This is a genomic window from Serratia sp. X3 (assembly GCF_014982455.1).
Classification (GTDB): Bacteria; Pseudomonadota; Gammaproteobacteria; order Enterobacterales; family Enterobacteriaceae; genus Serratia; species Serratia ureilytica.
This window is the reverse complement of record NZ_JADCNB010000007.1, coordinates 193,867-215,642: the sequence shown is the minus strand read 5'-3', so window position 1 is coordinate 215,642 and position 21,776 is coordinate 193,867. Positions and strand designations below refer to the sequence as shown.

Here is a 21,776-nt window from a genome sequence, read left to right as displayed (position 1 = left end):
TTTGCAGGGTTAATGAGCCCTATGTGGAAATAAATCATGGCGTTCTGGCGCCGGCCAAGATTAATGGTCATTCCGCTTATGCTGATTTTCACATTACATGTTCTTCACAAATGTCGGTTATTGTAGGATCGCAGGCAAAGGTCAATTCGGTGTCGCTGTCTTCGGCCAATGGCGGTAAGTTACGCAGCGATCTCACGATTAATGAACGTAAGTTGGGTGATGGCGTTGAGGTTGTTGCTTCGACGTCGCCAACCCGTTTAAGGCTTTCGTCAACTTTAAGCAATTACGATGCTCAGTCGGTAGGCGAGTTCTCTGGCAGTTTGCCGATTATTATTGCCATTCCTTAATTTTTATTAGGATGGATGCAGAGGATATATGGGAAGCAGGAGATTCAATGAAGGTGCTTCTGCTAACCGCCATGTATGCATTTGAATAATTTCCATAAGACCAAAGACTGTTCTGCTTGGTTGCTTTTTCTGATTTTTATAATTTAAGAGGAAATACAAGGAGCTTGCTGATTATGATTAACATTGCCCTGCTGGGAAAAGATGCTTTTATTTCTCAGGGACTGATATTCTTTCTGGTGGAATATTTTTGCGGCAGGAATAAACGGGTGCAGTTTGTTAATCAAAGTCGCCTGGCCAGTGCCGACATTATTTTTTACGACGCCAGCCGGCCTATGGCCCGTTTGATTGGTGAGGCGCAGCGTGCAGGCATGAAAGATTGCATCGTTTTTTCACTGTGTGAGGGGAAAAACAGCCTGGCGACGTGGCGGCTGGGGCGACTGCAGAAAACGCTGCCTAAGCGCGGCGATCTGCAGCAGCTGCGTTTTTATTTAGATGCATTATGGCATGAACGAGAAATATCTGGTTCGGACGGGGAGGCGTTTTCCGAAGAGGAGGCGCTGACGGTGCGGCAGCGGCAGATTATGCGGCTGCTCTCCAAAGGCGTCAGCCCCGCGGATATTTCAGTGCGTCTGAATATCAGCATTAAAACCGTCAGTTCGCACCGGGGGGCGGTCATGAAGAAGTTCGGTTTTAACCGCAAAGTTGAACTCTATAACTGGCTGATTTTGCGTGGCAATGAGCTGTAAATGGATTTTTGAATACAAGGTGCATTGATGATTTTATTGTTTTTGGCGTTATTGCTGTTGTTGCTGAGTTTGTTTTCATTCTATATGCACTATAAAACGGTTAAGAAAAAGAGGCTCAATATAAACACCCAGGGCATGATTGGGAGGGCAGCAAGAAAGAAGCGTCGGCCGGCAATCCGTCGTCGTGTCGAGAGCCTATAGCGGATACCAAATCGTTAGCGGGAGATCTCCCTGATCCCACACGTTTCGCTTTTCATTCACCTCACCGTTCATTGAGGTTACACTGGCCGCTTGTTCGCAACCGACCGGGTTAATTCACCGCTGCGATGAGAGTGCCACGCCAGCTACAGCAACGCTTTGCCGCCTGCATCGCCATTATGGCGGTGCTGTTGCTGTTTGTGGCGCCGGTGGTGTCGAAATCGCTGATGCACCATCAGATGATGAGCGGCATGGCGCAGCCGGCAGCTACCATGCAGCATGAGATGCACGGAATGGTGATGCCCGCCGCCGAACATGCCGGCCACCATGGCATGGATCCGGCAGAGATGATCTTCTGCGGCTATTGCGAGCTGCTGATCCACGTGCCGCTGCTGCTGTGGGCATTCGTCCCGCTGCTGTGGCTGATGACGCGCATCGCGCGCCTGCCTTGCGCGCCGCGCATCGTCCCCCCGCCCCTTCGGCGCCTTACTCTGCGGCCGAGCCCGCGCGGGCCGCCCGACCAGCCGTTTTTCCTTATTGCTTGATCATGGGTAACGCCGTCCGTATCGCTGCGGACGGTTTGCCTGCGCGCACAGTTTGAAAAACGAGAAAGGCCATGTCTTCAATAACCAAAACTCCACCTGCCGCATCGCCGCGTGGCGCGATGCTGAACCTGATCAGACGGCTGCATTTCTATATCGGCCTGCTGGTTGCCCCTTTTATTTTTGTCGCCGCACTGACCGGCACGCTGTATGTGCTGACCCCGCAGCTTGAAGAGGCGCTGTATCGCGATGCGCTGTCTACCGAGCCGCACGGGCAGGCGAGATCGCTGGCCGACCAAATCGCCGCCGCCCGCCGTGAGGCGGGTGCCGAGGCGCGCATTTACGCCGTGCGCCCGGCGCCCAGCGCAACGGACACCACTCGCGTGCAGTTCGCGAGTGCCGATCTTGGCGCTTCCGAGTCGCGCGCGCTGTTTGTCGATCCTTACACGTTGGCGATCAAGGGCGACATGACGGTGTACGGCACCTCCGGCGTGTTGCCGCTGCGCACCTGGCTGGACAAGCTGCACAGCAGCCTGCTGCTCGGCGATCTGGGCCGCAATTACAGCGAGCTCGCGGCCTCCTGGCTGTGGGTGGCCGCGTTGGGCGGCGTGGCGCTGTGGCTGGCGACGCGGCCGAAGCGCAAGCTGAAAAGGGCAAAAGGGGGCTTTGCCGCCAGCCGCCATTGGCATATCACGCTGGGTGTGGCGCTGCTGGCCGGGCTGCTGTTCTTCTCGGCTACCGGGCTGACCTGGTCGCAGTGGGCCGGCGGCAACATCGACGCGCTGCGGGCCAACCTGGGCTGGCTGACGCCGCAGGTCAACACCAGCCTGCAGGCCGATGCGCCGCAGACGCCGGCCGATCCGCACGCCGAGCACCGCGGGATGATGCCGGGCATGAAGATGGGCCCTGCCGCGCAAAGCAATGCGCTGAACGGCGATTGGGATCGGGCGCTGCATGCCGCGCGCGCCGCCGGAATAGACGCCGCTAAGGTCGAGCTTCGCCAGCCGAAAGGCGAGGGCAAAGCCTGGACGGTGACCGAAGTGGATCGCAGCTGGCCGACGCAGGTGGACGCGGTTGCCATCGCGCCGCAAAGCTTCGCCGTCGTCGATCAGGTGTGGTTCGACACCTTCCCGCTCATCGCCAAGCTGACCCGCTGGGGCATCGACGCCCACATGGGCATTCTGTTCGGCTTGCCGAATCAGCTGCTGCTGGCGGCGTTTGGCCTTGGGCTGTGCCTGACGATCGTGCTGGGTTACCGCATGTGGTGGCTGCGCCGCCCGGTGGCGGGTGAGCAACATCCGGTGCAGACGCTGGTCGCCGCCTGGCTGGCGCTTTCCCTGCCGGCGCGCGCCGTCACGCTGCTGGTGGCAGCGGCGCTGGGTTATTGCCTGCCGGTAATGGGTGTGAGCCTCGCGGCGTTGCTGCTGGTGGACGTAGGGCGCTGGCGCGGCCAGCGGCAAGGGCTTCGGGACGAAACGCCGGAAGCGGCCGCCCGCCGCGCCGAGGTGCGCAAGTTCCGCGCGGCGGTGGCGACAGTGGCGGTGGCGGTCGGCTGCGTGATGGGCCGGGCGATCCTCGGCGGCACCGTCGAACAGTTTCAGCTGCCGATCGGTGACTGGAGCGCCCAGATGGTGATCATGCAGAGCCTGATGGTGCTGCTGTATACGCTGGTGTTCACCCTGCTGCTTTCCATTCCGCTGTGGTATTTCTTCCTGGGGGAAAAAGAGGGGCGGTGAGGTATTTTGCGCTGATGTGATGCGTTAAACCCCGCTGTGGCGGGGTTTTTCTTGGCTATATCAGCCGGTGTGCGTGCAGTTTGACGCTTTCCATGATGCTGTCCATCGTCACCTGCACGCGGTGCGGCAACACGCCGCGCCGGCGGTAGATCAGGTAGGCCTGCATATCGATGCCGCGCTCGCGCGCCAGGCAGGGCAGCAGCGTGCCGGCATCGAGCTCGGCGGCGACGGAATAATATGGGGCGTAGACGATGCCCAGGCCCTGTTTGGCCAGCTCGATCGCCGGCAGAATGTTATCACAGACGCTGGCGCCGTTGATCTCGACCTGCACCAACTCCCCCTGCGCACTGTAGCCGCTCCAGGTATTGCGAATGCCGCCCAGCATGCGCAAGGTAATGCAGCGATGCTGCGACAGTTCATCCAGCTCATTCAGCGGCGAGCGGGCGATGTAATCCGGCGCGGCGAACAGCCCGACGCGAAAACGGGTAAAGGGCCTGGCGATCAGGCTTTCGTTTTGCGGCTGGAAGAAGCTGATCAGCAAATCGCAGTCGCTGTCGAACACCGCACCATACTTTTTTTCGCGTTCATCGGGATTGCGGGTCACCAGATCGACCGTCAGTTCCGGCGCGGCATACAGCAGCGGCGGCAGCAAATAGCTGGCCAGGAACGCGTGGATACCGATCGGCGCGCCGAGCGTGACCATGCCGCTCAGGCTGCGCTTATAGGTGCCGGACATATCGAGCAGATCGCTATGCTCGTCCAGCAGCAGTGCGGCGCGGCGCAAGAATTGTTCGCCGAACTCGGTCAGCGCCAGCGCACGCGGGCTGCGCAGGAACAGTTCCAGCCCGAGCCGTCGCTCCAGCGCGGTGAGGGCGCGCGACACGTTAGACTGCGGCATATCCAACAGCTGCGCCGCTTTGCTGACGCTCGCCGTTTCGGCAATGACGCGGACAATCCTGAGTTCTTCAATGCGGAAGTCTTTCTCTTTCACTGGCCGGCTCGTATGAGTTTGTATATCAAAAATGATATACACCTTTGGCGGCATTGTCATATGACTTATCACGGGTGGGTGGGTATCATTCGATTTGATTATTTGCTATCCACAAAAATAAAGAGAAATCCGTCAATGAAAGTGACAAGAGCGGTTATTTTACCTGCGCTGTTATTACTGGCCGCGTGCTCGTCCGCCGTGACCGAAAAAGAAAAATACTCGACCTTTCTGACCAATTATGACGATATCAATAAAGGTCAATCCGCGTCCGGCAAAGACGTTTTATATTGGAAAGATCAGAGCGTCGATTTTTCCCGTTATCAATATTTGGTTTATCAACCGATGATCTATTTCCCGCGGCCGAAACCGAGCGAAATGGTGAGCCAACGCGCGCTCGACAATATCCTGAATTACACCAACCAGCAGTTTAAGCAGGCGATGGGCACCCACTTTACGCTGGTGGACATGCCGCGCGAGCATACCCTGATTTTCCGCGGCGCCATCACGGCGATCGACACGCAGAAGAAAGGGCTGCAGGTCTATGAAGTCTTGCCAATCACGCTGCTGATCGCCGCGACGCAAAGCGTAACCGGGCACCGTACTATGGAGAGCGCGGTCTATATGGAAGGCGAGTTTATCGATGCCGCGACCAATCAGCCGGTGATTAAAGTGGTACGTAAGGCTTCGGGAGAAAATCTTAATAATGAGAAAGCACAGCTGAAAGTCACCGACGTGAAGAACGCCATCGATACCATCGCCAACGACATCAGACAATATAACACGCTATAGAGATTATTTATTTCCATTATTCTCAACCAGGACTTTACATGTTTCTTAACTATTTTGCTTTAGGCGTACTGATCGCGGTATTCCTGATATTATTCTACGGCGTCATTATTATTCATGACATTCCTTATTTACTGGCGAAAAAACGCCGCCATCCGCATCAGGATGCGATTCACGTTGCCGGTTGGGTCAGCCTGTTTACGCTGCACGCCATTTGGCCGCTGCTGTGGATCTGGGCGACGCTCTATCGGCCGGAACGCGGCTGGGGCATGAGTGAAAGAACGGAATCCTCATCGGATCTGCAGGCGCGCATCGCACTGCTCGAAGCGGAATTACAACGCCTGCAGGAAAAGCCGACGGCGGTTCCCGGCCCCACGGTGAGTTGAGCGTAGCCTATGGATTTACTTATTATTCTCAGCTACGTGGCGCTGAGCTACGGCGTATTTAAACTGTTCCGCATTCCGGTCAACAAATGGACCGTGCCGACTGCGGTGCTTGGCGGAATATTTATCGTCGGCGCCTTGATTCTGACGATGAACTACAACCATCCGTACAGCGATCGGGCGCAGAAAATTGCCGTGTCGGTGCCGATGGTGCCGCAGGTCTCGGGCATGATCGTTGAGGTGACGGAGAAAACCAACGTGCTGCTGCGCAAAGGCGAGGTGCTGTTCCGGCTCGACGACAGCCGCTACCGCGCGCGGCTCACCAAGCTGGAAGCGGATCTGGCCGGGGCGGAGGCGGAGATCAGAACGCGCCGGGCGGCGCTCAGCGAGTCTGCCGCCAACGTGCAGCGGGCGAACGCGGAATACGAGCGCGCCCGCAAGGATTACCAGCGCTACGCGAAAGGGGCGGCCATGCCGGTCAATCCGTTTTCGGAGCAGGACGTCAGCCATGCGCAGCAGCAATATCAGGCGCAATCCGCCGCGCTGCAGGCGGCGAAAGCCCAGTTCCAGCAGGAACAGGCGCGGTTGTCCGGGCGCTATGACGGCGAAGACGCCACGATAGCCAGCCTGAAATCGCAAATAGCCGAAGCGCGTTACAACCTGGAACAAACGGTGGTGCGTGCGCCGAGCGATGGCTATGTTACGCAGGTGCTGGCGCGGCCGGGCACGGCGGCGGTTCGCCTGCCGTTCAAACCGGTGATGATCTTTATCCCGCAGCAAAAGCGCCAGGTGGTGGCGGTGTTCCGCCAGAACGCCATCCTGCGTTTGGCGCAGGGGGGTCAGGCTGAAGTGGTGTTCAACGGCTTGCCGGGACAGGTTTATGGCGGCACCGTGAGCCGGGTGTTGCCGGCGATACCGGACGGCAGCTACCAGGCCAGCGGCGCACTGCAGGGCCTGAGCGCCACGCCGGGCCGGGAAGGGGTGTACGTAATGATCGATCTGGCGGCTAACCCCGATCTGGCTCACTTGCCCGACGGCGTGAGCGCCCAGGCGGCGGTCTATACCGGGCACTTCGAGCACGTCTCCGTGATGCGCAAAGTGCTGCTGCGCATGACCAGCTGGCTGCATTACCTCTATCTGGATCACTAGCCTGCATCGGTCCGGGGGAGCCCGGGCCGTGGTGTAAGTATCCCTGCAAACACCCCGATAAACTGAAGAGATTGAAAATAATTTCAGTATTTTTCAGTTTTTGGATCGCGTAGCGTTATGGTTGAAAATCATATGGAAATACCGCCAGAACGCAGCGGGCCAGCACCCGCAAAGATCGTAGGGGAAAAGCGTCTGTACAATGCAACTGAAGAATGCGTGAATTGGTAATCGAGCTCTGGTTTGGTTATTCTCTGAGCTGGACACATTTTGCTTAAGGAAAGTGAATGGACGCAAAGCAAGTTGCATATGGAATTTTGGATGGAATTTCGACTATTCCCAGCGGGATGTATCATGGCGTCGTTCGCACTTGGCAGGGGGCTGGATTGGCTGGTAGTAGCCTCAAGACTAGAAACCAAGAAGAAACAGAACGTTTCGCCCGTATGGTCAAGTCGATGGGTAACAGCGAAGAACCCTTGCGACGCCTGATTACTATTGTGATCACTGATTTCTATCAGAAATTAGACGCTAGCGGCAAAGAGTCCATCAATAATAAACTAGCCTATGGTGCTGGTCGTCTTGGTGGACGAACTGGGGGCCAATTTGCATTGGCGCAATTTGCGGCTCACATGATGCTAAGGAAAGCGACCTCTGCATTAGCGTATAAACAATTTGTACGCTTTGGTGCTTCGTTCACTCTCAACCTTGTAATGTTACAGGGACTTATCGAAGAGGCAGCCCAAGCATCCCGACGAATGCAAGTTAAGTTTCCTCAAACATACCGGAAGGTGTCGGCGTTAAATTTAGATATGGCATATTTCTTGGTTGAGGAGCAACTAGAGCCGTATCTCCAATTCATTAACAGCCACCCTATGCTTTGTAAAGGTATTCAGAATGAACTCTGCAAAATCCTCTCTAACCAGAAAACTCACTAAGTATATAGGGTTAGGTGCTTCGCATGCTTTGGAAGCGATAGTAACCGGCTTTTGCGCGATTGCTGCTTTCATGTCGCTGTTCTTACTTGATGGGGCAGTGATGAAGGCTGCTGGCTTTGTTGGTTTCTTCGTTGCCGGCTATCTAGTCACCCTGGCTATTGCATGGCTGCGTGGGGAGCGGTAACAAAGTGGCGACGTAATTTTTGTGTCGCCATTACAAAGATTCCACTGTGCCAATCATTTCACCTACTGCATTCCCAAAGCTCTCGCGGGCCTGTTTTTTTACTGGATCTGTGCGGAGCCAGTCCAACTATAGGGCAGGATCGTCTACCGGGGTGGGGTCAGTCCAGCGTAACTGACGGGTAGGGGCCAATACTCTTTTTCGCTCGCTTCTTGGTGACGGGGCGAATGTAGCGAAATTGCCAGATTTTACTCCCGCTGGATTTGATCAGTAGCTCAAGGCCATCGCCATCATAGAGCACATAGTCCGCTTCCTTGGGTTTGGCAGATTCGATTTCCTTAACGGAGAGAGGTTTAGTTTGTCTTGCCATTGCCGAGTTTCCATAGTTTTAGGCACCTCAAAAACAATAAAGCTTTATGAGGTGCCTAACAAGGTGCCTAAAAGGTTCGGATTTAATTAGTTCAATTAGGACTTCGCGGGACAATTTGAGGGCACAAAAAAGCCCGCAGGGCTTGCGCCGTGCGGGCTCTTAGGACTTCATCGGATGACTCTGGTAATCACCGATGGAGAATTTTGGTGGAGCTGGGGGGATTTGAACCCCCGTCCGAAATTACTACACCGTCGGCACTACATGCTTAGTCCAATCTTTACATTCGCCGGCCAGCTGCGGATGGACACGCTACTGACAGACTAGCCTGATTGAGTTTAACGCTTCAGCCCCAGGCAGGACATCCACGCGATCTCTTTTGGGTTTGACCTCTCTTGATCCCCGTCCTAAGAGCGGAGGCTAGGGAGAGAGGGCTCTAAGCAGGTTATTAAGCTGCTAAAGCGTAGTTTTCGTCGTTTGCGACTATTTTTTTGCGGCTTTTTACGAGGCCAACCGCCCCTCGGCATGCTCCTAGGGCTTCGCAAATCCCGTCGAATCCAGAATCAGCCCCAAGTAACTTTGTCAGTATACCAGAAGTTTACCTCGATAAGCCAGCGGCTTAACGATTGGCGTGCTTCATGATACGGGCTTTCGCCGTCTGCCATTCGCGATCTTTAATGTCATCACGTTTGTCGTGCTCTTTCTTGCCTTTGGCTACGCCGATCTTGATCTTGCTCCAGGCATTTTTCCAGTACAGGGACAAGGCCACCACGGTGTAACCGTCGCGGTTGACGCGGCCGAGCAGGGTGTCCAGCTCGCGTCGGTTCAGCAGCAGTTTACGGGTACGCGTCGGATCGCACACCACATGCGACGAAGCCACGTTGAGCGGGGTGATGGTGGCGCCAAACAGGTAGGCTTCACCGTCACGGAACGTCACGTAGCTGTCGCTGAGGTTGGCTTTGCCTGCACGCAGCGATTTAACTTCCCACCCTTGCAGCGACAGGCCTGCCTCGAACTCTTCTTCAATGAAGTATTCGAAACGCGCGCGCTTGTTTTGGGCAATGGTGGCGGAACCGGGTTTGTGTGCTTTTTTCTTTGTCATAGTGCGTTCATTATACTGGATGCTTCAGCGAAAGAAATCCTTTCCCGGTCAGCACCTGCGCTATTTTTCGCATTTTTGGTTCCCTCATCCCTTAGCAGATTTTTTGTTTGCCGCCAGATAAATGGTATTATCTGTACGTTTTATGTTTTACAGGAAATGATATGCCCCAGATCAGTCGGTCTGCATTAGTGCCGTTCAGCGCCGAGCAGATGTATCAGTTGGTTAACGATGTTCATTCTTATCCCGATTTTCTGCCAGGCTGCACCGGCAGCCGGGTGCTTAACGCTACCTCCAACGAGATGACCGCCGCGGTGGACGTCGCCAAGGCCGGTATCAGCAAGACCTTCACCACGCGCAATACGCTGCTGGATAACCAGAGCATCAATATGCAACTGGTCGATGGCCCGTTCCGCAAGCTGATGGGCGGCTGGCAGTTCACGCCGCTGAGCGAAGAGGCCTGCAAGGTGGAGCTGCACCTGGACTTCGAGTTTACCAACAAACTGATTGAGCTGGCGTTCGGCAAGGTGTTCAAAGAGCTGGCGGGCAGCATGGTGCAGGCATTCACCCAGCGGGCGAAAGAGGTCTACAGTGTCTGACATCCAGGTCGAGGTGGTGTACGCCTTGCCGGAGCGGCAGTACCTGCGCAAGGTGAAGCTGGCCGAGGGCAGCAGCGTCGAGCAGGCGATCCAGGCTTCGGGCCTGCTGGAGCTGCGCCAGGATATCGATCTTAAAAGTAACAAAATCGGCATCTACAGCCGCCCGGCCAAGCTGGGCGATATGCTGAACGATGGCGACCGGGTGGAGATTTACCGGCCCTTGATAGCCGATCCGAAAGAACTGCGCCGGCAACGGGCAGAAAAGGCAAAAAAATAAGGCGCTTATAGCGCCTTATTTTTTATCTGAAACTGATTTTCTCTTCCGCGTTGCAGCCTGCGACTGTCATGAGGAACACCTTGCCCCCTCATGGGCCGGAAGAGCGGGCGGCGTCGATTACTTGGTCAGCGCCGGTTTGTTCTGGATGTCGGTCAACACGCCTGCGCTGTCGAAGGTCAGCGTCAGCGTCTGCTGGGTGATGTCTTCATGGCCAGGCTGCTGGCGGAACACATAGAACCACGTCTGAGTTCCGAATGGGTCTTGCAGCATTGGGGTGCCCAATGTGTAAGCGACCTGTTGCTGGGTCATCCCTTTCTGAATTTTCGCCACGTCGGTCGACGTCAGGTAGTTCCCCTGGTTGATGTCAGGACGATAAACCACCTTTTCAAAAGTAGAACAGCCTGCAGTCAGCATCACAAAAACTACAGCGGCGGCAGTCAGCGTTTTACAGCGCATAGTAATCACATTCCTTTAGGGCATAGGATGCCGATGATAATAGACCTTGCGGCAGTTGGAAACCTTTATACCCTTCATCTTTCACGTTGCGACGCATTGGCTTTCCTTCAGCACCTCAAGCGCTTGGCCGGTTTCAGGCCGTTGAGGAAGCTTAAGATCACCGCCGCGCCGCACTTTAGATATCTTTCGGGCCAACAGCGTCACTGTCAGACCGCAGGAAAGTGAAAAAGTTGAGCTTTTTTATGCCGCCAGCAGTTCTTTGGCATTGGCCAGCGTATTGCGGGTGACTTCGCTGCCGCCGAGCAGGCGCGCCAGCTCCTGCAGGCGGGCGCGTTTATCCAGCGGTGCCATCTGGGTTTCGGTGACCGTGCCGTCGGTCTGCTTGCTGACGAACAGGTGCTGATGCCCGCATCCGGCCACCTGCGGCAGGTGGGTGACGCACATCACCTGGGTGGATTCGCCGAGCTGGCGCAGCAGGCGGCCGACGATGGCGGCGGTCGGGCCGCTGATGCCCACGTCCACCTCATCGAAGATCAGCGCCGGGGTTTCCATCTTGCGGGCGGTAATCACCTGAATGGCCAGCGCGATGCGCGACAGCTCGCCGCCGGAGGCGACCTTCGCCAGCGGCTGCAGCGGTTGCCCCGGGTTGGTGGAGACGCAGAACTCGGTACGGCTGGCCCCTTCGGCGCTAAGATGCTGCGGTTCGAAGCGCACATCGATGTTGAACTTGCCGTGCGGCATGGAGAGCGCCTGCATGCTGTCGGTGATGAGCGTGGTCAGCTCGGCGGCGTAGTGCAGGCGTTTCTGGTGCAGCTGTTCCGCCAGCGCCAGCGCCTGCTGGTGATGCAGGGTGACCGCCTCGTTCAGGTGCTCATGGTCGCTTTCCTGCTGAGACAGCAGCTGCTGTTCATCCAGCAACTGCTGATGCAGCTGCGGCAGCTCTTCCGGCGCGACCTGGTGTTTGCGCGCCAGGCTGATTTGACGCGACAGGCGCTGTTCCAGCTCGTGCAGGCGATTGGGATCGAGATCCATGCGATCGGCGTAATGGCGCAGTTCGTCGCTGGCTTCGCTGATCTGGATAGAGGCCTCTTCCAGCATGTCCAGCAGGCCGCTGAGCTTATCGTCCAGCCCGGCCAGCTCAAGCAGCAGGTGTTTGGCGCTGTAAAGCTGGCTGAGCATGTTGTTCTCGTCGCTATCGGCCAGTAGCTGCAGCGTCTGCTGGCTGAGGGTCAGCAGCTGGCCGCTGTTGGCCAGGCGCTTGTACTCGGCGTCGGTCTGCTCGAACTCGCCGGCCTGCGGCGCGAATTCGTTCAGCTCTTTCAATTGGTATTGCAGCAGCTGCTTGCGCGCTTCGCGCTCGATGGACTGCTGCTGATGGTGCGCCAGCTCGCGGCAGCTCTGATGCCAGCGTTGGTAGGCCTGGCTCATCGCCGCCAGTAGGGCGGGTTCGTCGGCGTAGGCGTCGAGCAGCGCTTTTTGGTGCTCCGGCTTGAGCAGCAGCTGATGGGCGTGTTGACCGTGGATTTGGATCAGGCGCTGCCCCAGCTCGCGCAGCTGCGACAGCGGCACGGCGGTGCCGTTGATAAAGCCGCGCGAACGGCCGTCGGCGTTGATCACCCGGCGCAGCAGGCATTCGTTGCTGTCGTCCAACTGGTTTTGCTCCAGCCACTCGCGCGCGGACGGGGTATCCGCCAGCGAGAAGCGGGCGCAGATGTCGGCGCGGGCGGCTCCCAGGCGCACCACGTTGCCGTCGGCGCGGTTGCCGAGGCACAGCCCCAGCGCATCGATGGCGATGGATTTGCCGGCGCCGGTTTCACCGGTGATCGCCGTCATGCCCGGTTGAAAATCGATTTCCAACTCACGAACGATAGCAAAGTTGCTGATGGTTAATTGCGCCAGCATGGGAACCTTCCTGTGTATAAACACATAACTGTAGTTTCATACAGTATAAACTGGTTTTATATACAGTAAAGTGGCCGGCGCAGATTTTAGAACAATTTTTTCGACCAGCCCAACTTGGTGCTTAACGTGTTGAAATAGCTGTAGTCCTTCGGATGGATCAGATTCAGGTGGAAATCGCTGCGGCGGATCAGCACTTCTTCGCCTTCCTGGATCGGCAGCGCGATCTGGCTGTCGCAGCTGATCTCCAGATCGCTGCCGATCTGCGAGAATTTCAGGCGGATGGTGCTGTCGCCGTTGATCACCAGCGGCCGGGCGGAAAGGGTGTGCGGGAACATCGGCACCAGCGCGATCGCCTCCAGCGACGGGGTGAGGATCGGCCCGCCGGCGGAGAGCGAGTAGGCGGTGGAGCCGGTCGGGGTGGCGATGATCAGGCCGTCGGAGCGCTGCGAGAAGGCGAAGCGATCGTCGATGTACACCTCGAATTCGATCATGTGCGCCACTTTGCCGGGGTGCAGCACCACTTCGTTGATGGCGGTGCTGATGCGGCACTGCTGGTGCTCTTTATGCACGATGGTTTCCAGCAGGAAACGCTGTTCGTCGATGTACTCGCCTTCCAGCACGTCCGCCAGCTGCTGCAGGGCGTTGTCGGGATCGAGATCGGTGAGGAAGCCGAGGTTGCCGCGGTTGACTCCGATCACCTTGATGTCGTAGCGCGCCAGCACGCGCGCGGCGCCGAGCATGTTGCCGTCGCCGCCGACCACCACCGCCAGGTCGGCCCGCTGGCCGATATCCGCCAGGCTGCCGGTCACGGCGTCTTTCAGCCCCAAATCATGGGCGATTTGGCGTTCGACCATCACCGAATAGCCGCGGGCGACCAGCCAGTGGAACAGCATCTCGTGGGTTGCCAGCGCTGAAGGGTGACGCGGGTGGCCAACAATGCCAATACAGGTGAATTTTTTATTCATTTACTGTGATTTTCCTCACCGGGATCCGTTTATGCCCCACATTGTGACCGGTTGACTTGAAACCCCGGTTTTGATCCCCATAATAAGCCAAGTTGCGAGATTAATGCTAAAACGCGGAGATATTCATGAGTAGTAAAGAACAGAAGACGCCAAACGAGCAAGTCTCGGAAGAAATGGAACAACACGCTCATCACGAGGATACGCTGCCGGAAGCGGCGGAAGGCGTCGATCTGCGCGATGCGCGTATCGCCGAACTGGAAGCCCAACTGGCGGAAGCTCAGCAGCACGAGCGCGACAGCCTGCTGCGCGCCAAAGCGGAAGCGGAGAACATCCGTCGCCGTGCCGAACTGGACGTCGAGAAAGCGCACAAGTTCGCCCTGGAGAAATTCTCCGGCGATCTGCTGCCGGTGATCGACAACCTGGAGCGCGCGCTGGATCTGGCGGATAAAAACAATCCGGAACTGGCCGCGATGATCGAAGGCATCGAGCTGACGCTGAAATCGCTGCTGGACGTGGTGCGCAAGTACGGCATCGAAATCGTCGGCGACGTCAACGTGCCGTTCAACCCGGAAGTGCATCAGGCGATGAGCATGATGGAATCTGCCGATCACCAGCCGAACCACGTGATGATGGTGATGCAGAAAGGCTATACGCTGAACGGCCGCTTGCTGCGTCCGGCGATGGTCGCGGTCTCCAAAGCCAAGGCTTAATCGCCCCGGCAACGGCATAAAGAAAGGCACCCGAGGGTGCCTTTTTTGTCTCTGGACTACTCCTGCGGCAGGCGCGGCATCCAGTCGATCGGCGTGAGTCCTTGCTGCTCCAGCAGCTGATTGGCCTGCGAGAAGTGGCGGCAGCCGAGGAAACCGCGGTGCGCGGAGAGCGGCGACGGGTGCGGCGCTTTCAGCACATGGTGGCGGTTGCGGTCGATAAAGTTGCCTTTCTTCTGCGCGTGCGAGCCCCACAGCAGGAACACCACGCCTTCGCGGTTCTCGTTCAGGGCGGCGATCACTTTATCGGTAAAGGTTTCCCAGCCCAGGTTGGCGTGCGAGTGCGCGCGGCCGCCTTCCACCGTCAGCACGGTGTTGAGCAGCAGCACCCCCTGTTCGGCCCAGCTTTGCAGGTAGCCGTGATCAGGGCGTTCGAAACCGGGAATGTCGGTCGCCAGCTCTTTATACATGTTCACCAGCGACGGTGGCGCCGGCACGCCGGGGCGCACCGAGAAAGAGAGGCCGTGCGCCTGATTGGGGCCGTGGTAGGGATCCTGGCCGAGAATGACGACTTTGACGTCCGCCAGCTCGGTAAAGCGGAACGCGTTGAACACGTCTTTCTGCGGTGGATAAATGGTCTTACCGGCCTGGCGCTCAGCGGCAACAAAGGCGAGCGTTTCAACAAAATAGGGCTGCTCTTTCTCTTTGCCGATCACGTCATGCCAGGTGAGGGAGGTGGCCATAAACGCTCTCCTTTGTTTTCTTTAGCAATTCATGGGCTATAGCTTACCGTGTCGGCCCGCGCAGCGAAACCCGCTTTTCATTTCTCGCCGCCGTTTGTAATGCAATTATTTTTGAAAATTTACAAAAATAATTGTTTTTTAGCGCGACGGGAAAATTGATATAAAACATAAATTTGCCCCTTCACGCCTTGTGCCTACCCGGTAAAAATTGACTTTAATCAAAGAACTGGCCCGGTCAGGCTGGTATACAGAACAACAAGACAACAATGGTTTTACCAAATGGCCGAAACCAGAATTGGGTTTTCTCACGATGTGAATTTTTACGCCCTTGTACGGAGGCAACATAATGATTACCGGTATTCAAATTACCAAAGCGAACGACCAGGCGCTGGTGAATTCTTTCTGGCTGCTGGACGATGAAAAAGCGGAAGCTCGCTGCGTGTGCGCCAAGGCCAACTACGCGGAAGATCAGGTTGTCGCGGTCAGCGATCTGGGCCAGATCGAATACCGTGAAGTGCCGCTGGAAATGCAGCCGACCGTGCGCGTGGAAGGCGGCCAGCACCTGAACGTCAACGTGCTGCGTCGCGAAACCCTGGAAGACGCGGTCAAGCATCCGGAAAAATACCCGCAGCTGACCATCCGCGTGTCCGGCTATGCGGTGCGTTTCAATTCCCTGACGCCGGAACAGCAGCGCGACGTTATCGCCCGCACCTTTACCGAAAGCCTGTAATCGGCGGCGCAGTCAATCAGGGAGCTTCGGCTCCCTTTTTTGCGCTTGATGGCCGAAAACTTAAGGCGGATCACATTCTGCACAAAGATAAGCATTCCTGATACAGAACTCATCCGACCTGCCGATAGCTAAATCAGCACCTATTCAGGTGCTAAATAAAAAAGTCTATCGACAAGGAGTCGGCATGAGTATGCCTTTAAGTTTTACCTCTGCAGTATCCCCGGTGGCCGCGATCCCTACACCTCGCGCCGCTGCCGAAACGGCGACGGCATCGCAGCCTGCGGCAGCGCCGGCAAATCCGGCGCCGGTGGCCACCCCTTCTCAGAATACGCTGAACGCGCAGAACCTGCTGAATACGCTGGTCGGCGATATCTCCGCGGCGGCGCCGACGGCGGTTGCGCCGGGCGTGACCCGGGGGCAACAATCTCAGGAAGGCGATTATGCGTTGGCGCTGTTGGCCAAGGACGTTTACTCGCTGAACGGCCAGGGCGCCGCCGGGTTCAACCGTCTGAGCGACAGCGCGTTGCTCGGGTTCGGCATCGATCCCGCCAGCCTGCACGACGCGGGCAGCGGTTTCCAGGCCGGGATTTACAGCAACGACAAGCAGTATGTGTTGGCGTTCGCCGGCACCAACGACTGGCGCGACTGGCTGAGCAACGTGCGGCAGGCTACGGGTTATGACGATGTGCAGTACAATCAGGCAGTTGCCGCCGCCAAAAGCGCCAAGGCGGCCTTCGGCGATGCGCTGGTGATCGCCGGTCATTCGCTCGGCGGCGGTCTGGCGGCCACGGCGGCGCTGGCGACCGGCACCGTCGCGGTCACCTTCAATGCGGCCGGGGTGTCGGATTACACCCTGAATCGCCTGGGTATCGATCCGGCGGCGGCGAAGAAAGACGCCGAAGCCGGCGGCATTCGCCGTTACAGCGAGCAATATGACATGCTGACCAGCACTCAGGAGTCGACTTCGTTGATCCCGGACGCCATCGGCCACAACATCACCCTGGCCAACAACGATACCCTGACCGGCATCGATGACTGGCGGCCGAGCAAGCATCTGGATCGCAGCCTGACGGCGCACGGCATCGACAAGGTGATAAGCTCGATGGCGGAACAAAAGCCGTGGGAGGCGAAGGCCAATGCCTGAAGGGCGCCGCTTGCGGCGGGCGCTGGCGATAGCCTTACTGGCGCTGGTCGCGGTGACCGGTTTACTGATGATGGCTAAGGAGCAACAGATGGGGCAGGAGATTTCACCGTTTGACGGCCGCAGCAACCAGGCGCTGGCTCAGGCGGTGGCGCGCGGCGATACGCAGGGCATCGGTGCGCAGGCCACACAGGAGCGCTTGCGCGAACGGGGCGATCGGCAGGTCACGCTGTTGCAGTGGGCGGTGCTTTCGCAACAGCCGGCCAGCGTGCAGACGTTGCTGGAGCTCGGTGCCGACCCGGCGACAGCGGGGCTGGACGGCAACAGCGCGCTGCACACCGCGGCGATGTTGCAAGACGCACAGTATCTGCGGTTGTTGCTGACCGAAGGGGCGCAGGTGAACGTGCGCAATGCCGTTACCGGCGCCACGCCGCTCGCGGCGGCGGTGCTGGCCGGGCGTGAGGAACAGCTGCGGCTGCTGCTGGCGGCCGGGGCGGACACCACGTTGAGCGATCGGCTGGGGGATACCCCGCTGCATCTGGCGGCGAAGATCAACGCGCCGCACCTGGCGCTGTTGCTGTTGCAGTCTGGCGCTGATGCCCGGGCGCGCAATCAGCAGGGTTATGCGTTCCAGTTTTACTTCTCGCAAACGCCGGCGCATTTGCAGAATGACGAGCTGAAGGCGCAGTTCCGCGAGCTGGATAAATGGCTGCAGGGGCGCCGCCTGGCCACGCATTACGCGCAGCAGTAAACGCCCATAAAAAAACCGCCTGTACAGGCGGTTTTTTCTTAGGTTGCGGCGGTTATTGCGCGTCGCCGGCCGGTTTGGCCTTCGCCTGACGGCGTTTGCCGACGTTCTTGGCGTCGCGATGGCGCACTTTCACCTTGGCCTTTTCTTTGTTCTTCGCTTTGTCTTCCGCGCGTTTGGCCAGCACTTTCTTCGATGGCTTGCCGTTGCTCTTCTCGTTCGGCACTTTGGTTTTCGGCCGCAATTCGTCGATCACGCGTGCTTTCAGCGGCTCGTTCAGGTAACGGCCCACTTTGCCCAGCAGCAGATGGTCGTGCGCTTCCACCAGCGAAATGGCGGTGCCTTTGCGCCCGGCGCGGCCGGTACGGCCGATGCGGTGCAGGTAGGTATCCGCCGTGCGCGGCATGTCGAAGTTGAACACGTGGGTGATATCGAGGATGTCCAGGCCGCGCGCGGCAACGTCGGTGGCCACCAGTACGTTAACCCGGCCGTCCATCATGCGTTTGACCGCTTCGTTGCGTTTGGCCTGCACCATTTCACCTTCGAGATAGCAGGTGTTGATGCCCGCTTCGCGCAGCCAGGTGGCCAGTTCGTGCACGCGCTCGCGCTTGCGCACGAAGATCACCGATTTCTGCACGTCCGGTTGCTTCAGCAGGTGGATCAGCAGCGCGGTTTTATGCTGCACGTCATCGGCGCGATAGTACCATTGCAGGATCTTTTTGCGTTCGCGGCGCGACGGATCGGCTTCCACTTCCACCGGCTCTTTCAGGATGCGCTCGGCGAATTCGCGGATCGCTTCGCCTTCCAGCGTGGCGGAGAACAGCAGCGTCTGGTTGCGCCAGCGGGTTTCGGCGGAGATGGTTTCGATGTCCTGCGCGAAGCCCATGTCGAGCATGCGGTCGGCTTCGTCGAGGATCAGGGTTTCCACCGCGCGGCAGTCGAAGTTCTCTTCTTTAATGTATTGCAGCAAACGGCCGGTGGTGGCGACCACCACGTCCTGGTTTTCGCTGAACACTTCCGCGTGGTTCATGTAAGCGACGCCGCCGGTGATGGTGGCGATATCCAGCGAGGTATGAGCAGCCAATTCACGCGCCTGGTCGGCGACCTGCATCGCCAGTTCACGCGTTGGCGTCAGGATCAGCACGCGCGGCGGGCCGGATTTCTTGCGTGGAAAGTCCAGCAGGTGCTGCAACACGGGCAGCAGGAAGGCGGCGGTTTTGCCGGTGCCGGTCGGAGCCGAACCTAAGACGTCGCGCCCGTCCATCGCCGGCGGGATCGCAGCGGCCTGAATGGCGGTGGGGCGATCGTAGCCTTTGTCGCGCAGCGCGTCGATCAGGCGATCATCGAGTTCGAGTTCGGAAAAAGTGGTTGCTGTCATGGTCTACCTCTACTTGGGGCGCCGATTATAGACGGGTTGGCCGCGATCTTCACCTATTTAAGCGGAAAGCCGCTCTTTTCCCGCCGATCAGATTGCCTTATGCTACGCCAGTTTTATAGCCAGGTGGTGAGTGTGAGCAAGCGATCGAAAGCCGATTTTACCCCGCGCCGCGGGGGGTTTACCTTTAAACAATTCTTTGTCGCCCACGATCGTTGCGCCATGAAAGTGGGCACTGACGGGGTGCTGCTCGGCGCCTGGGCGCCGCTGGGGCAGGCGCGCCGGGTGCTGGACATCGGCAGCGGCAGCGGGCTGATCGCGCTGATGCTGGCGCAGCGCAGCGGCGACGAAGTGACCATCGACGCGGTGGAACTGGATGAAGCCGCCGCCGGCCAGGCGCGCGAAAACGCGGCGGAATCGCCGTGGCTGCAGCGCATCCGCGTGCATGCGCAGGATATTCACCATTATGCGCAGCAGCATGCCGCTGAGTATGATTTGATCGTCAGCAATCCGCCGTATTTCGAGCCGGCGGTGGCCTGCCGCGATCGGGCGCGCCACAACGCGCGCTACACCGAAACCTTAACGCACGAGGCGCTGTTGGGCTGCGCCGCGCAGCTGCTGGCCGCGCAGGGCACGTTCTGCGTGGTGCTGCCGCACGACATCGGCGCCGAATTCGAACGCCTGGCGCAGCAAAGCGGTTGGCACACGGCGGCGAAAGTGAATGTCAGCGATCGGGCCGATACGCCGCTGCACCGGGTGCTGCTGGCGCTGACGCGTAAGGAAACGCCGCTGCGGGAGCAGGCGCTGGCGATCAAACAGGCCGACGGCAGCTATACCGACGATTTCCGCCGGTTGATCACCGACTTCTACCTGTTCTACTAAAAAGAAAAGGGCGCCGATAAGGCGCCCTGTCGCAGAGTTTAAGGCTGCAAAATGGTCGGCAGCGCTTCCGGCAGCAAATCCGGGTAGTCCAGCGTGTAGTGCAGGCCGCGGCTCTCTTTGCGCGCCATGGCGCTGCGCACGATAAGCTCGGCCACCTGCACCAGATTGCGCAGCTCCAGCAGGTTGTTGGAGATGCGGAAGTGCGCGTAGTACTCGTCGATTTCCGCTTGCAGCGTGTTGATGCGGCGCAGGGCGCGCTCAAGGCGCTTGGTGGTGCGCACGATGCCGACGTAATCCCACATGAACAGCCGCAGCTCGTGCCAGTTGTGCTGAATCACCACCCGTTCGTCCGCATCGTCCACCCGGCTTTCATCCCAGTGCGGCACCTGTTTGGCCTGCTGGATGAACGGCAGGCGCTGCAGAATGTCTTCCGCCGCCGACCAACCGTAAACCAGGCACTCCAGCAGCGAATTCGACGCCATGCGATTGGCGCCGTGCAGGCCGGTGTAGCTGACCTCACCGATGGCGTACAGCCCGTCGAGATCGGTGCGGCCGTGCTGATCGACCATCACGCCGCCACAGGTGTAGTGCGCCGCCGGGACGATGGGGATCGGTTGCCGGGTCAGATCGAAGCCCAGCGTCAGCAGCTTTTCGTGGATCATCGGGAAATGCTGGGTGATGAACTCCGCCGGCTTGTGGCTGATGTCCAGGTACATGCAGTCGGCGCCCAGGCGCTTCATTTCATGGTCGATGGCGCGGGCGACGATATCGCGCGGGGCCAGTTCGCCGCGCGGGTCGAAATCCGGCATAAAGCGGCTGCCGTCCGGGCGCTTCAGGTAAGCCCCTTCGCCGCGCAGCGCTTCGGTCAGCAGGAAGTTACGCGCCTGCGGGTGGAACAGGCAGGTCGGGTGGAACTGATTGAACTCCAGGTTGGCGACTCGGCAGCCGGCGCGCCAGGCCATGGCGATGCCGTCGCCGGAGGAGATGTCCGGGTTGGTGGTGTATTGGTACACCTTGGCCGCACCGCCGGTGGCCAGCACCACCGTTTTGGCGCGGTAGGTTTCCACTCGCTCCAGCTCGCGGTTCCAGACGTAAGCACCCACTACGCGGCGGGTGCCCGGCAGGCCGATTTTGTTTGACGTGATAAGGTCGACCGCGTTGCGGCGTTCCATCACGCAAATATTGGGGTGAGCGCTTGCTTTCCCCACCAGCGTGGTCTCTACTTCCTTACCGGTAGCGTCCGCGGCGTGCAGGATGCGCCGATGGCTGTGGCCGCCTTCGCGCGTGAGGTGATAATGCTCCTCGCCCTGCGCGTTGACCTCGGTGTCGAACAGCACGCCCTGATCGATCAGCCACTGCACGCAGTGGCGCGCGTTGCCGGCGATGAATTCGACGGCCTCTTTGTCGCACAGGCCGGCGCCGGCAATCAAAGTGTCATCAACGTGTGAGGCAATGCTGTCCGTCTCATCGAACACCGCGGCGATCCCGCCCTGGGCGTAAAAGGTGGCCCCCTCGCTGAGCGGCCCCTTGCTGAGAACGGTAACCTTGCAATGCTGCGCCAGGCGCAGCGCCAGTGACAGGCCCGCAGCGCCGCTGCCGACGATCAGTACATCGCTAACATGTTCAGATGATGGTTGCATAACGTATGATGTGTGCAGAAGAAGAGTGAATTTCATGTTAGCCTAACTGTCCGGGCAAAAGCCACGGATAGGGTGACATCAACAGAAAAAACAATGGCGATATGGAACTTCGTGTTCTATATGAACTCCAAGCGAGTGCTTGCTCAGGAAAATA

General features: G+C 58.4%; 24 protein-coding genes, 1 other RNA gene and 1 pseudogene. 16 read left to right on the top strand and 10 right to left on the bottom strand.

Annotation, left to right across the window (positions count from 1 at the left end):
• The 4 genes from IMX17_RS21760 to IMX17_RS21745 form a co-directional block, all read left to right on the top strand.
• On the top strand, window positions 1–347 hold a 347-nt coding region (locus IMX17_RS21760), incomplete at its 5' end, for a hypothetical protein (RefSeq protein ID WP_227414667.1).
• 173 nt (window positions 348–520) lie between these two features.
• Complete coding sequence (locus IMX17_RS21755) at window positions 521–1,093, top strand: helix-turn-helix transcriptional regulator (protein ID WP_227414666.1); 573 nt, start codon at window positions 521–523, stop codon at window positions 1,091–1,093.
• Between the two features lie 326 nt (window positions 1,094–1,419).
• Window positions 1,420–1,836, top strand: a complete 417-nt coding sequence (locus IMX17_RS21750) for a DUF2946 domain-containing protein (RefSeq protein ID WP_227414665.1) — start codon at window positions 1,420–1,422, stop codon at window positions 1,834–1,836.
• Window positions 1,837–1,907: 71 nt separating this feature from the next.
• Window positions 1,908–3,569 (top strand): DUF2534 family protein, encoded by a 1,662-nt coding sequence (locus IMX17_RS21745; RefSeq protein ID WP_193550224.1) that lies wholly within the window; start codon window positions 1,908–1,910, stop codon window positions 3,567–3,569.
• A 55-nt stretch (window positions 3,570–3,624) separates the two neighbouring features.
• On the opposite strand, the gene IMX17_RS21740 is transcribed toward IMX17_RS21745, so the two are convergent.
• Entirely contained in the window at window positions 3,625–4,560 is a 936-nt protein-coding gene (locus tag IMX17_RS21740; protein ID WP_193550223.1) for a LysR family transcriptional regulator, read from the bottom strand.
• A 135-nt stretch (window positions 4,561–4,695) separates the two neighbouring features.
• Between IMX17_RS21740 and IMX17_RS21735 the strand changes: the two genes are divergently transcribed.
• From IMX17_RS21735 to IMX17_RS21715, 5 genes are all read left to right on the top strand, one after another.
• A complete protein-coding gene (locus tag IMX17_RS21735; protein ID WP_015378822.1) occupies window positions 4,696–5,349 on the top strand; it encodes a DUF3313 domain-containing protein in 654 nt (217 codons plus the stop codon).
• A 38-nt stretch (window positions 5,350–5,387) separates the two neighbouring features.
• Window positions 5,388–5,732, top strand: a complete 345-nt coding sequence (locus IMX17_RS21730; RefSeq protein WP_193550222.1) for a DUF3302 domain-containing protein — start codon at window positions 5,388–5,390, stop codon at window positions 5,730–5,732.
• 9 nt (window positions 5,733–5,741) lie between these two features.
• Window positions 5,742–6,878, top strand: coding sequence for an HlyD family secretion protein (locus tag IMX17_RS21725; protein WP_193550221.1), 1,137 nt, complete (start codon window positions 5,742–5,744; stop codon window positions 6,876–6,878).
• 284 nt (window positions 6,879–7,162) lie between these two features.
• Window positions 7,163–7,810 (top strand): hypothetical protein, encoded by a 648-nt coding sequence (locus IMX17_RS21720; RefSeq protein ID WP_064581110.1) that lies wholly within the window; start codon window positions 7,163–7,165, stop codon window positions 7,808–7,810.
• A complete protein-coding gene (locus IMX17_RS21715) occupies window positions 7,770–7,994 on the top strand; it encodes a hypothetical protein (protein ID WP_193550220.1) in 225 nt (74 codons plus the stop codon). The genes IMX17_RS21720 and IMX17_RS21715 overlap by 41 nt, the downstream gene beginning before the upstream one ends.
• A gap of 163 nt (window positions 7,995–8,157) precedes the next feature.
• On the opposite strand, the pseudogene IMX17_RS21710 reads toward IMX17_RS21715, so the two are convergent.
• The 3 genes and pseudogenes from IMX17_RS21710 to smpB all read right to left on the bottom strand — a co-directional run.
• Window positions 8,158–8,361: pseudogene (locus tag IMX17_RS21710) on the bottom strand (integrase arm-type DNA-binding domain-containing protein); the annotation flags it as partial.
• 204 nt (window positions 8,362–8,565) lie between these two features.
• Window positions 8,566–8,929, bottom strand: a transfer-messenger RNA (tmRNA) gene (ssrA, locus tag IMX17_RS21705).
• 48 nt (window positions 8,930–8,977) lie between these two features.
• Entirely contained in the window at window positions 8,978–9,460 is a 483-nt protein-coding gene (smpB, locus tag IMX17_RS21700; protein ID WP_016929804.1) for an SsrA-binding protein SmpB, read from the bottom strand.
• Between the two features lie 161 nt (window positions 9,461–9,621).
• Between smpB and IMX17_RS21695 the strand changes: the two genes are divergently transcribed.
• Window positions 9,622–10,056: a type II toxin-antitoxin system RatA family toxin gene (locus IMX17_RS21695; RefSeq protein ID WP_004929096.1), complete on the top strand. Its 435-nt coding sequence runs from the start codon at window positions 9,622–9,624 to the stop codon at window positions 10,054–10,056.
• Window positions 10,049–10,333: an RnfH family protein gene (locus IMX17_RS21690; protein WP_148874418.1), complete on the top strand. Its 285-nt coding sequence runs from the start codon at window positions 10,049–10,051 to the stop codon at window positions 10,331–10,333. The genes IMX17_RS21695 and IMX17_RS21690 overlap by 8 nt, the downstream gene beginning before the upstream one ends.
• A gap of 117 nt (window positions 10,334–10,450) precedes the next feature.
• On the opposite strand, the gene bamE is transcribed toward IMX17_RS21690, so the two are convergent.
• From bamE to nadK, 3 genes are all read right to left on the bottom strand, one after another.
• Entirely contained in the window at window positions 10,451–10,789 is a 339-nt protein-coding gene (gene bamE, locus IMX17_RS21685) for an outer membrane protein assembly factor BamE (protein ID WP_044030646.1), read from the bottom strand.
• A gap of 240 nt (window positions 10,790–11,029) precedes the next feature.
• On the bottom strand, window positions 11,030–12,691 hold the full coding sequence (gene recN / locus IMX17_RS21680) for a DNA repair protein RecN (protein ID WP_038870807.1): 1,662 nt from the start codon (window positions 12,689–12,691) through the stop codon (window positions 11,030–11,032).
• An 86-nt stretch (window positions 12,692–12,777) separates the two neighbouring features.
• Complete coding sequence (gene nadK / locus IMX17_RS21675; RefSeq protein ID WP_015378817.1) at window positions 12,778–13,656, bottom strand: NAD(+) kinase; 879 nt, start codon at window positions 13,654–13,656, stop codon at window positions 12,778–12,780.
• Between the two features lie 125 nt (window positions 13,657–13,781).
• On the opposite strand from nadK, the gene grpE reads away from it, so the two are divergent.
• A complete protein-coding gene (gene grpE / locus IMX17_RS21670) occupies window positions 13,782–14,366 on the top strand; it encodes a nucleotide exchange factor GrpE (RefSeq protein WP_025159545.1) in 585 nt (194 codons plus the stop codon).
• A gap of 56 nt (window positions 14,367–14,422) precedes the next feature.
• On the opposite strand, the gene ung is transcribed toward grpE, so the two are convergent.
• A complete protein-coding gene (gene ung / locus IMX17_RS21665; protein WP_193550218.1) occupies window positions 14,423–15,106 on the bottom strand; it encodes a uracil-DNA glycosylase in 684 nt (227 codons plus the stop codon).
• Window positions 15,107–15,452: 346 nt separating this feature from the next.
• On the opposite strand from ung, the gene grcA reads away from it, so the two are divergent.
• From grcA to IMX17_RS21650, 3 genes are all read left to right on the top strand, one after another.
• Window positions 15,453–15,836 carry an autonomous glycyl radical cofactor GrcA gene (grcA, locus tag IMX17_RS21660; protein WP_004929114.1) on the top strand — a complete coding sequence of 128 codons (384 nt, stop codon included), beginning with the start codon at window positions 15,453–15,455 and terminating at the stop codon, window positions 15,834–15,836.
• 184 nt (window positions 15,837–16,020) lie between these two features.
• Window positions 16,021–16,980, top strand: a complete 960-nt coding sequence (locus IMX17_RS21655) for a DUF2974 domain-containing protein (RefSeq protein WP_033644128.1) — start codon at window positions 16,021–16,023, stop codon at window positions 16,978–16,980.
• Window positions 16,973–17,728, top strand: a complete 756-nt coding sequence (locus IMX17_RS21650) for an ankyrin repeat domain-containing protein (RefSeq protein WP_182265549.1) — start codon at window positions 16,973–16,975, stop codon at window positions 17,726–17,728. The genes IMX17_RS21655 and IMX17_RS21650 overlap by 8 nt, the downstream gene beginning before the upstream one ends.
• Before the next feature lie 52 nt (window positions 17,729–17,780).
• Here the strand turns inward: IMX17_RS21650 and srmB are convergent, their stop codons facing one another.
• Window positions 17,781–19,103, bottom strand: a complete 1,323-nt coding sequence (srmB, locus tag IMX17_RS21645) for an ATP-dependent RNA helicase SrmB (RefSeq protein ID WP_004929122.1) — start codon at window positions 19,101–19,103, stop codon at window positions 17,781–17,783.
• Window positions 19,104–19,202: 99 nt separating this feature from the next.
• Here srmB and IMX17_RS21640 point away from each other — a divergent pair, with 99 nt between their 5' ends.
• Window positions 19,203–19,982, top strand: a complete 780-nt coding sequence (locus IMX17_RS21640) for a tRNA1(Val) (adenine(37)-N6)-methyltransferase (protein WP_227414663.1) — start codon at window positions 19,203–19,205, stop codon at window positions 19,980–19,982.
• 38 nt (window positions 19,983–20,020) lie between these two features.
• Here IMX17_RS21640 and nadB read toward each other — a convergent pair whose 3' ends face one another.
• Window positions 20,021–21,622, bottom strand: a complete 1,602-nt coding sequence (gene nadB, locus IMX17_RS21635; RefSeq protein WP_019452310.1) for an L-aspartate oxidase — start codon at window positions 21,620–21,622, stop codon at window positions 20,021–20,023.
• Window positions 21,623–21,776 lie beyond the last annotated feature (154 nt).

Bases quoted from the DNA above. Each gene is read 5' to 3' on its own strand.
- IMX17_RS21755 (WP_227414666.1), top strand. From the start codon at position 521: ATGATTAACATTGCCCTGCTGGGAAAAGATGCTTTTATTTCTCAGGGA.
- IMX17_RS21750 (WP_227414665.1), top strand. From the start codon at position 1,420: ATGAGAGTGCCACGCCAGCTACAGCAACGCTTTGCCGCCTGCATCGCC.
- IMX17_RS21745 (WP_193550224.1), top strand. From the start codon at position 1,908: ATGTCTTCAATAACCAAAACTCCACCTGCCGCATCGCCGCGTGGCGCG.
- IMX17_RS21735 (WP_015378822.1), top strand. From the start codon at position 4,696: ATGAAAGTGACAAGAGCGGTTATTTTACCTGCGCTGTTATTACTGGCC.
- IMX17_RS21730 (WP_193550222.1), top strand. From the start codon at position 5,388: ATGTTTCTTAACTATTTTGCTTTAGGCGTACTGATCGCGGTATTCCTG.
- IMX17_RS21725 (WP_193550221.1), top strand. From the start codon at position 5,742: ATGGATTTACTTATTATTCTCAGCTACGTGGCGCTGAGCTACGGCGTA.
- IMX17_RS21720 (WP_064581110.1), top strand. From the start codon at position 7,163: ATGGACGCAAAGCAAGTTGCATATGGAATTTTGGATGGAATTTCGACT.
- IMX17_RS21715 (WP_193550220.1), top strand. From the start codon at position 7,770: ATGAACTCTGCAAAATCCTCTCTAACCAGAAAACTCACTAAGTATATA.
- smpB (WP_016929804.1), bottom strand. From the start codon at position 9,460: ATGACAAAGAAAAAAGCACACAAACCCGGTTCCGCCACCATTGCCCAA.
- IMX17_RS21695 (WP_004929096.1), top strand. From the start codon at position 9,622: ATGCCCCAGATCAGTCGGTCTGCATTAGTGCCGTTCAGCGCCGAGCAG.
- bamE (WP_044030646.1), bottom strand. From the start codon at position 10,789: ATGCGCTGTAAAACGCTGACTGCCGCCGCTGTAGTTTTTGTGATGCTG.
- recN (WP_038870807.1), bottom strand. From the start codon at position 12,691: ATGCTGGCGCAATTAACCATCAGCAACTTTGCTATCGTTCGTGAGTTG.
- nadK (WP_015378817.1), bottom strand. From the start codon at position 13,656: ATGAATAAAAAATTCACCTGTATTGGCATTGTTGGCCACCCGCGTCAC.
- grpE (WP_025159545.1), top strand. From the start codon at position 13,782: ATGAGTAGTAAAGAACAGAAGACGCCAAACGAGCAAGTCTCGGAAGAA.
- ung (WP_193550218.1), bottom strand. From the start codon at position 15,106: ATGGCCACCTCCCTCACCTGGCATGACGTGATCGGCAAAGAGAAAGAG.
- grcA (WP_004929114.1), top strand. From the start codon at position 15,453: ATGATTACCGGTATTCAAATTACCAAAGCGAACGACCAGGCGCTGGTG.
- IMX17_RS21655 (WP_033644128.1), top strand. From the start codon at position 16,021: ATGAGTATGCCTTTAAGTTTTACCTCTGCAGTATCCCCGGTGGCCGCG.
- IMX17_RS21650 (WP_182265549.1), top strand. From the start codon at position 16,973: ATGCCTGAAGGGCGCCGCTTGCGGCGGGCGCTGGCGATAGCCTTACTG.
- srmB (WP_004929122.1), bottom strand. From the start codon at position 19,103: ATGACAGCAACCACTTTTTCCGAACTCGAACTCGATGATCGCCTGATC.
- IMX17_RS21640 (WP_227414663.1), top strand. From the start codon at position 19,203: ATGCTACGCCAGTTTTATAGCCAGGTGGTGAGTGTGAGCAAGCGATCG.
- nadB (WP_019452310.1), bottom strand. From the start codon at position 21,622: ATGCAACCATCATCTGAACATGTTAGCGATGTACTGATCGTCGGCAGC.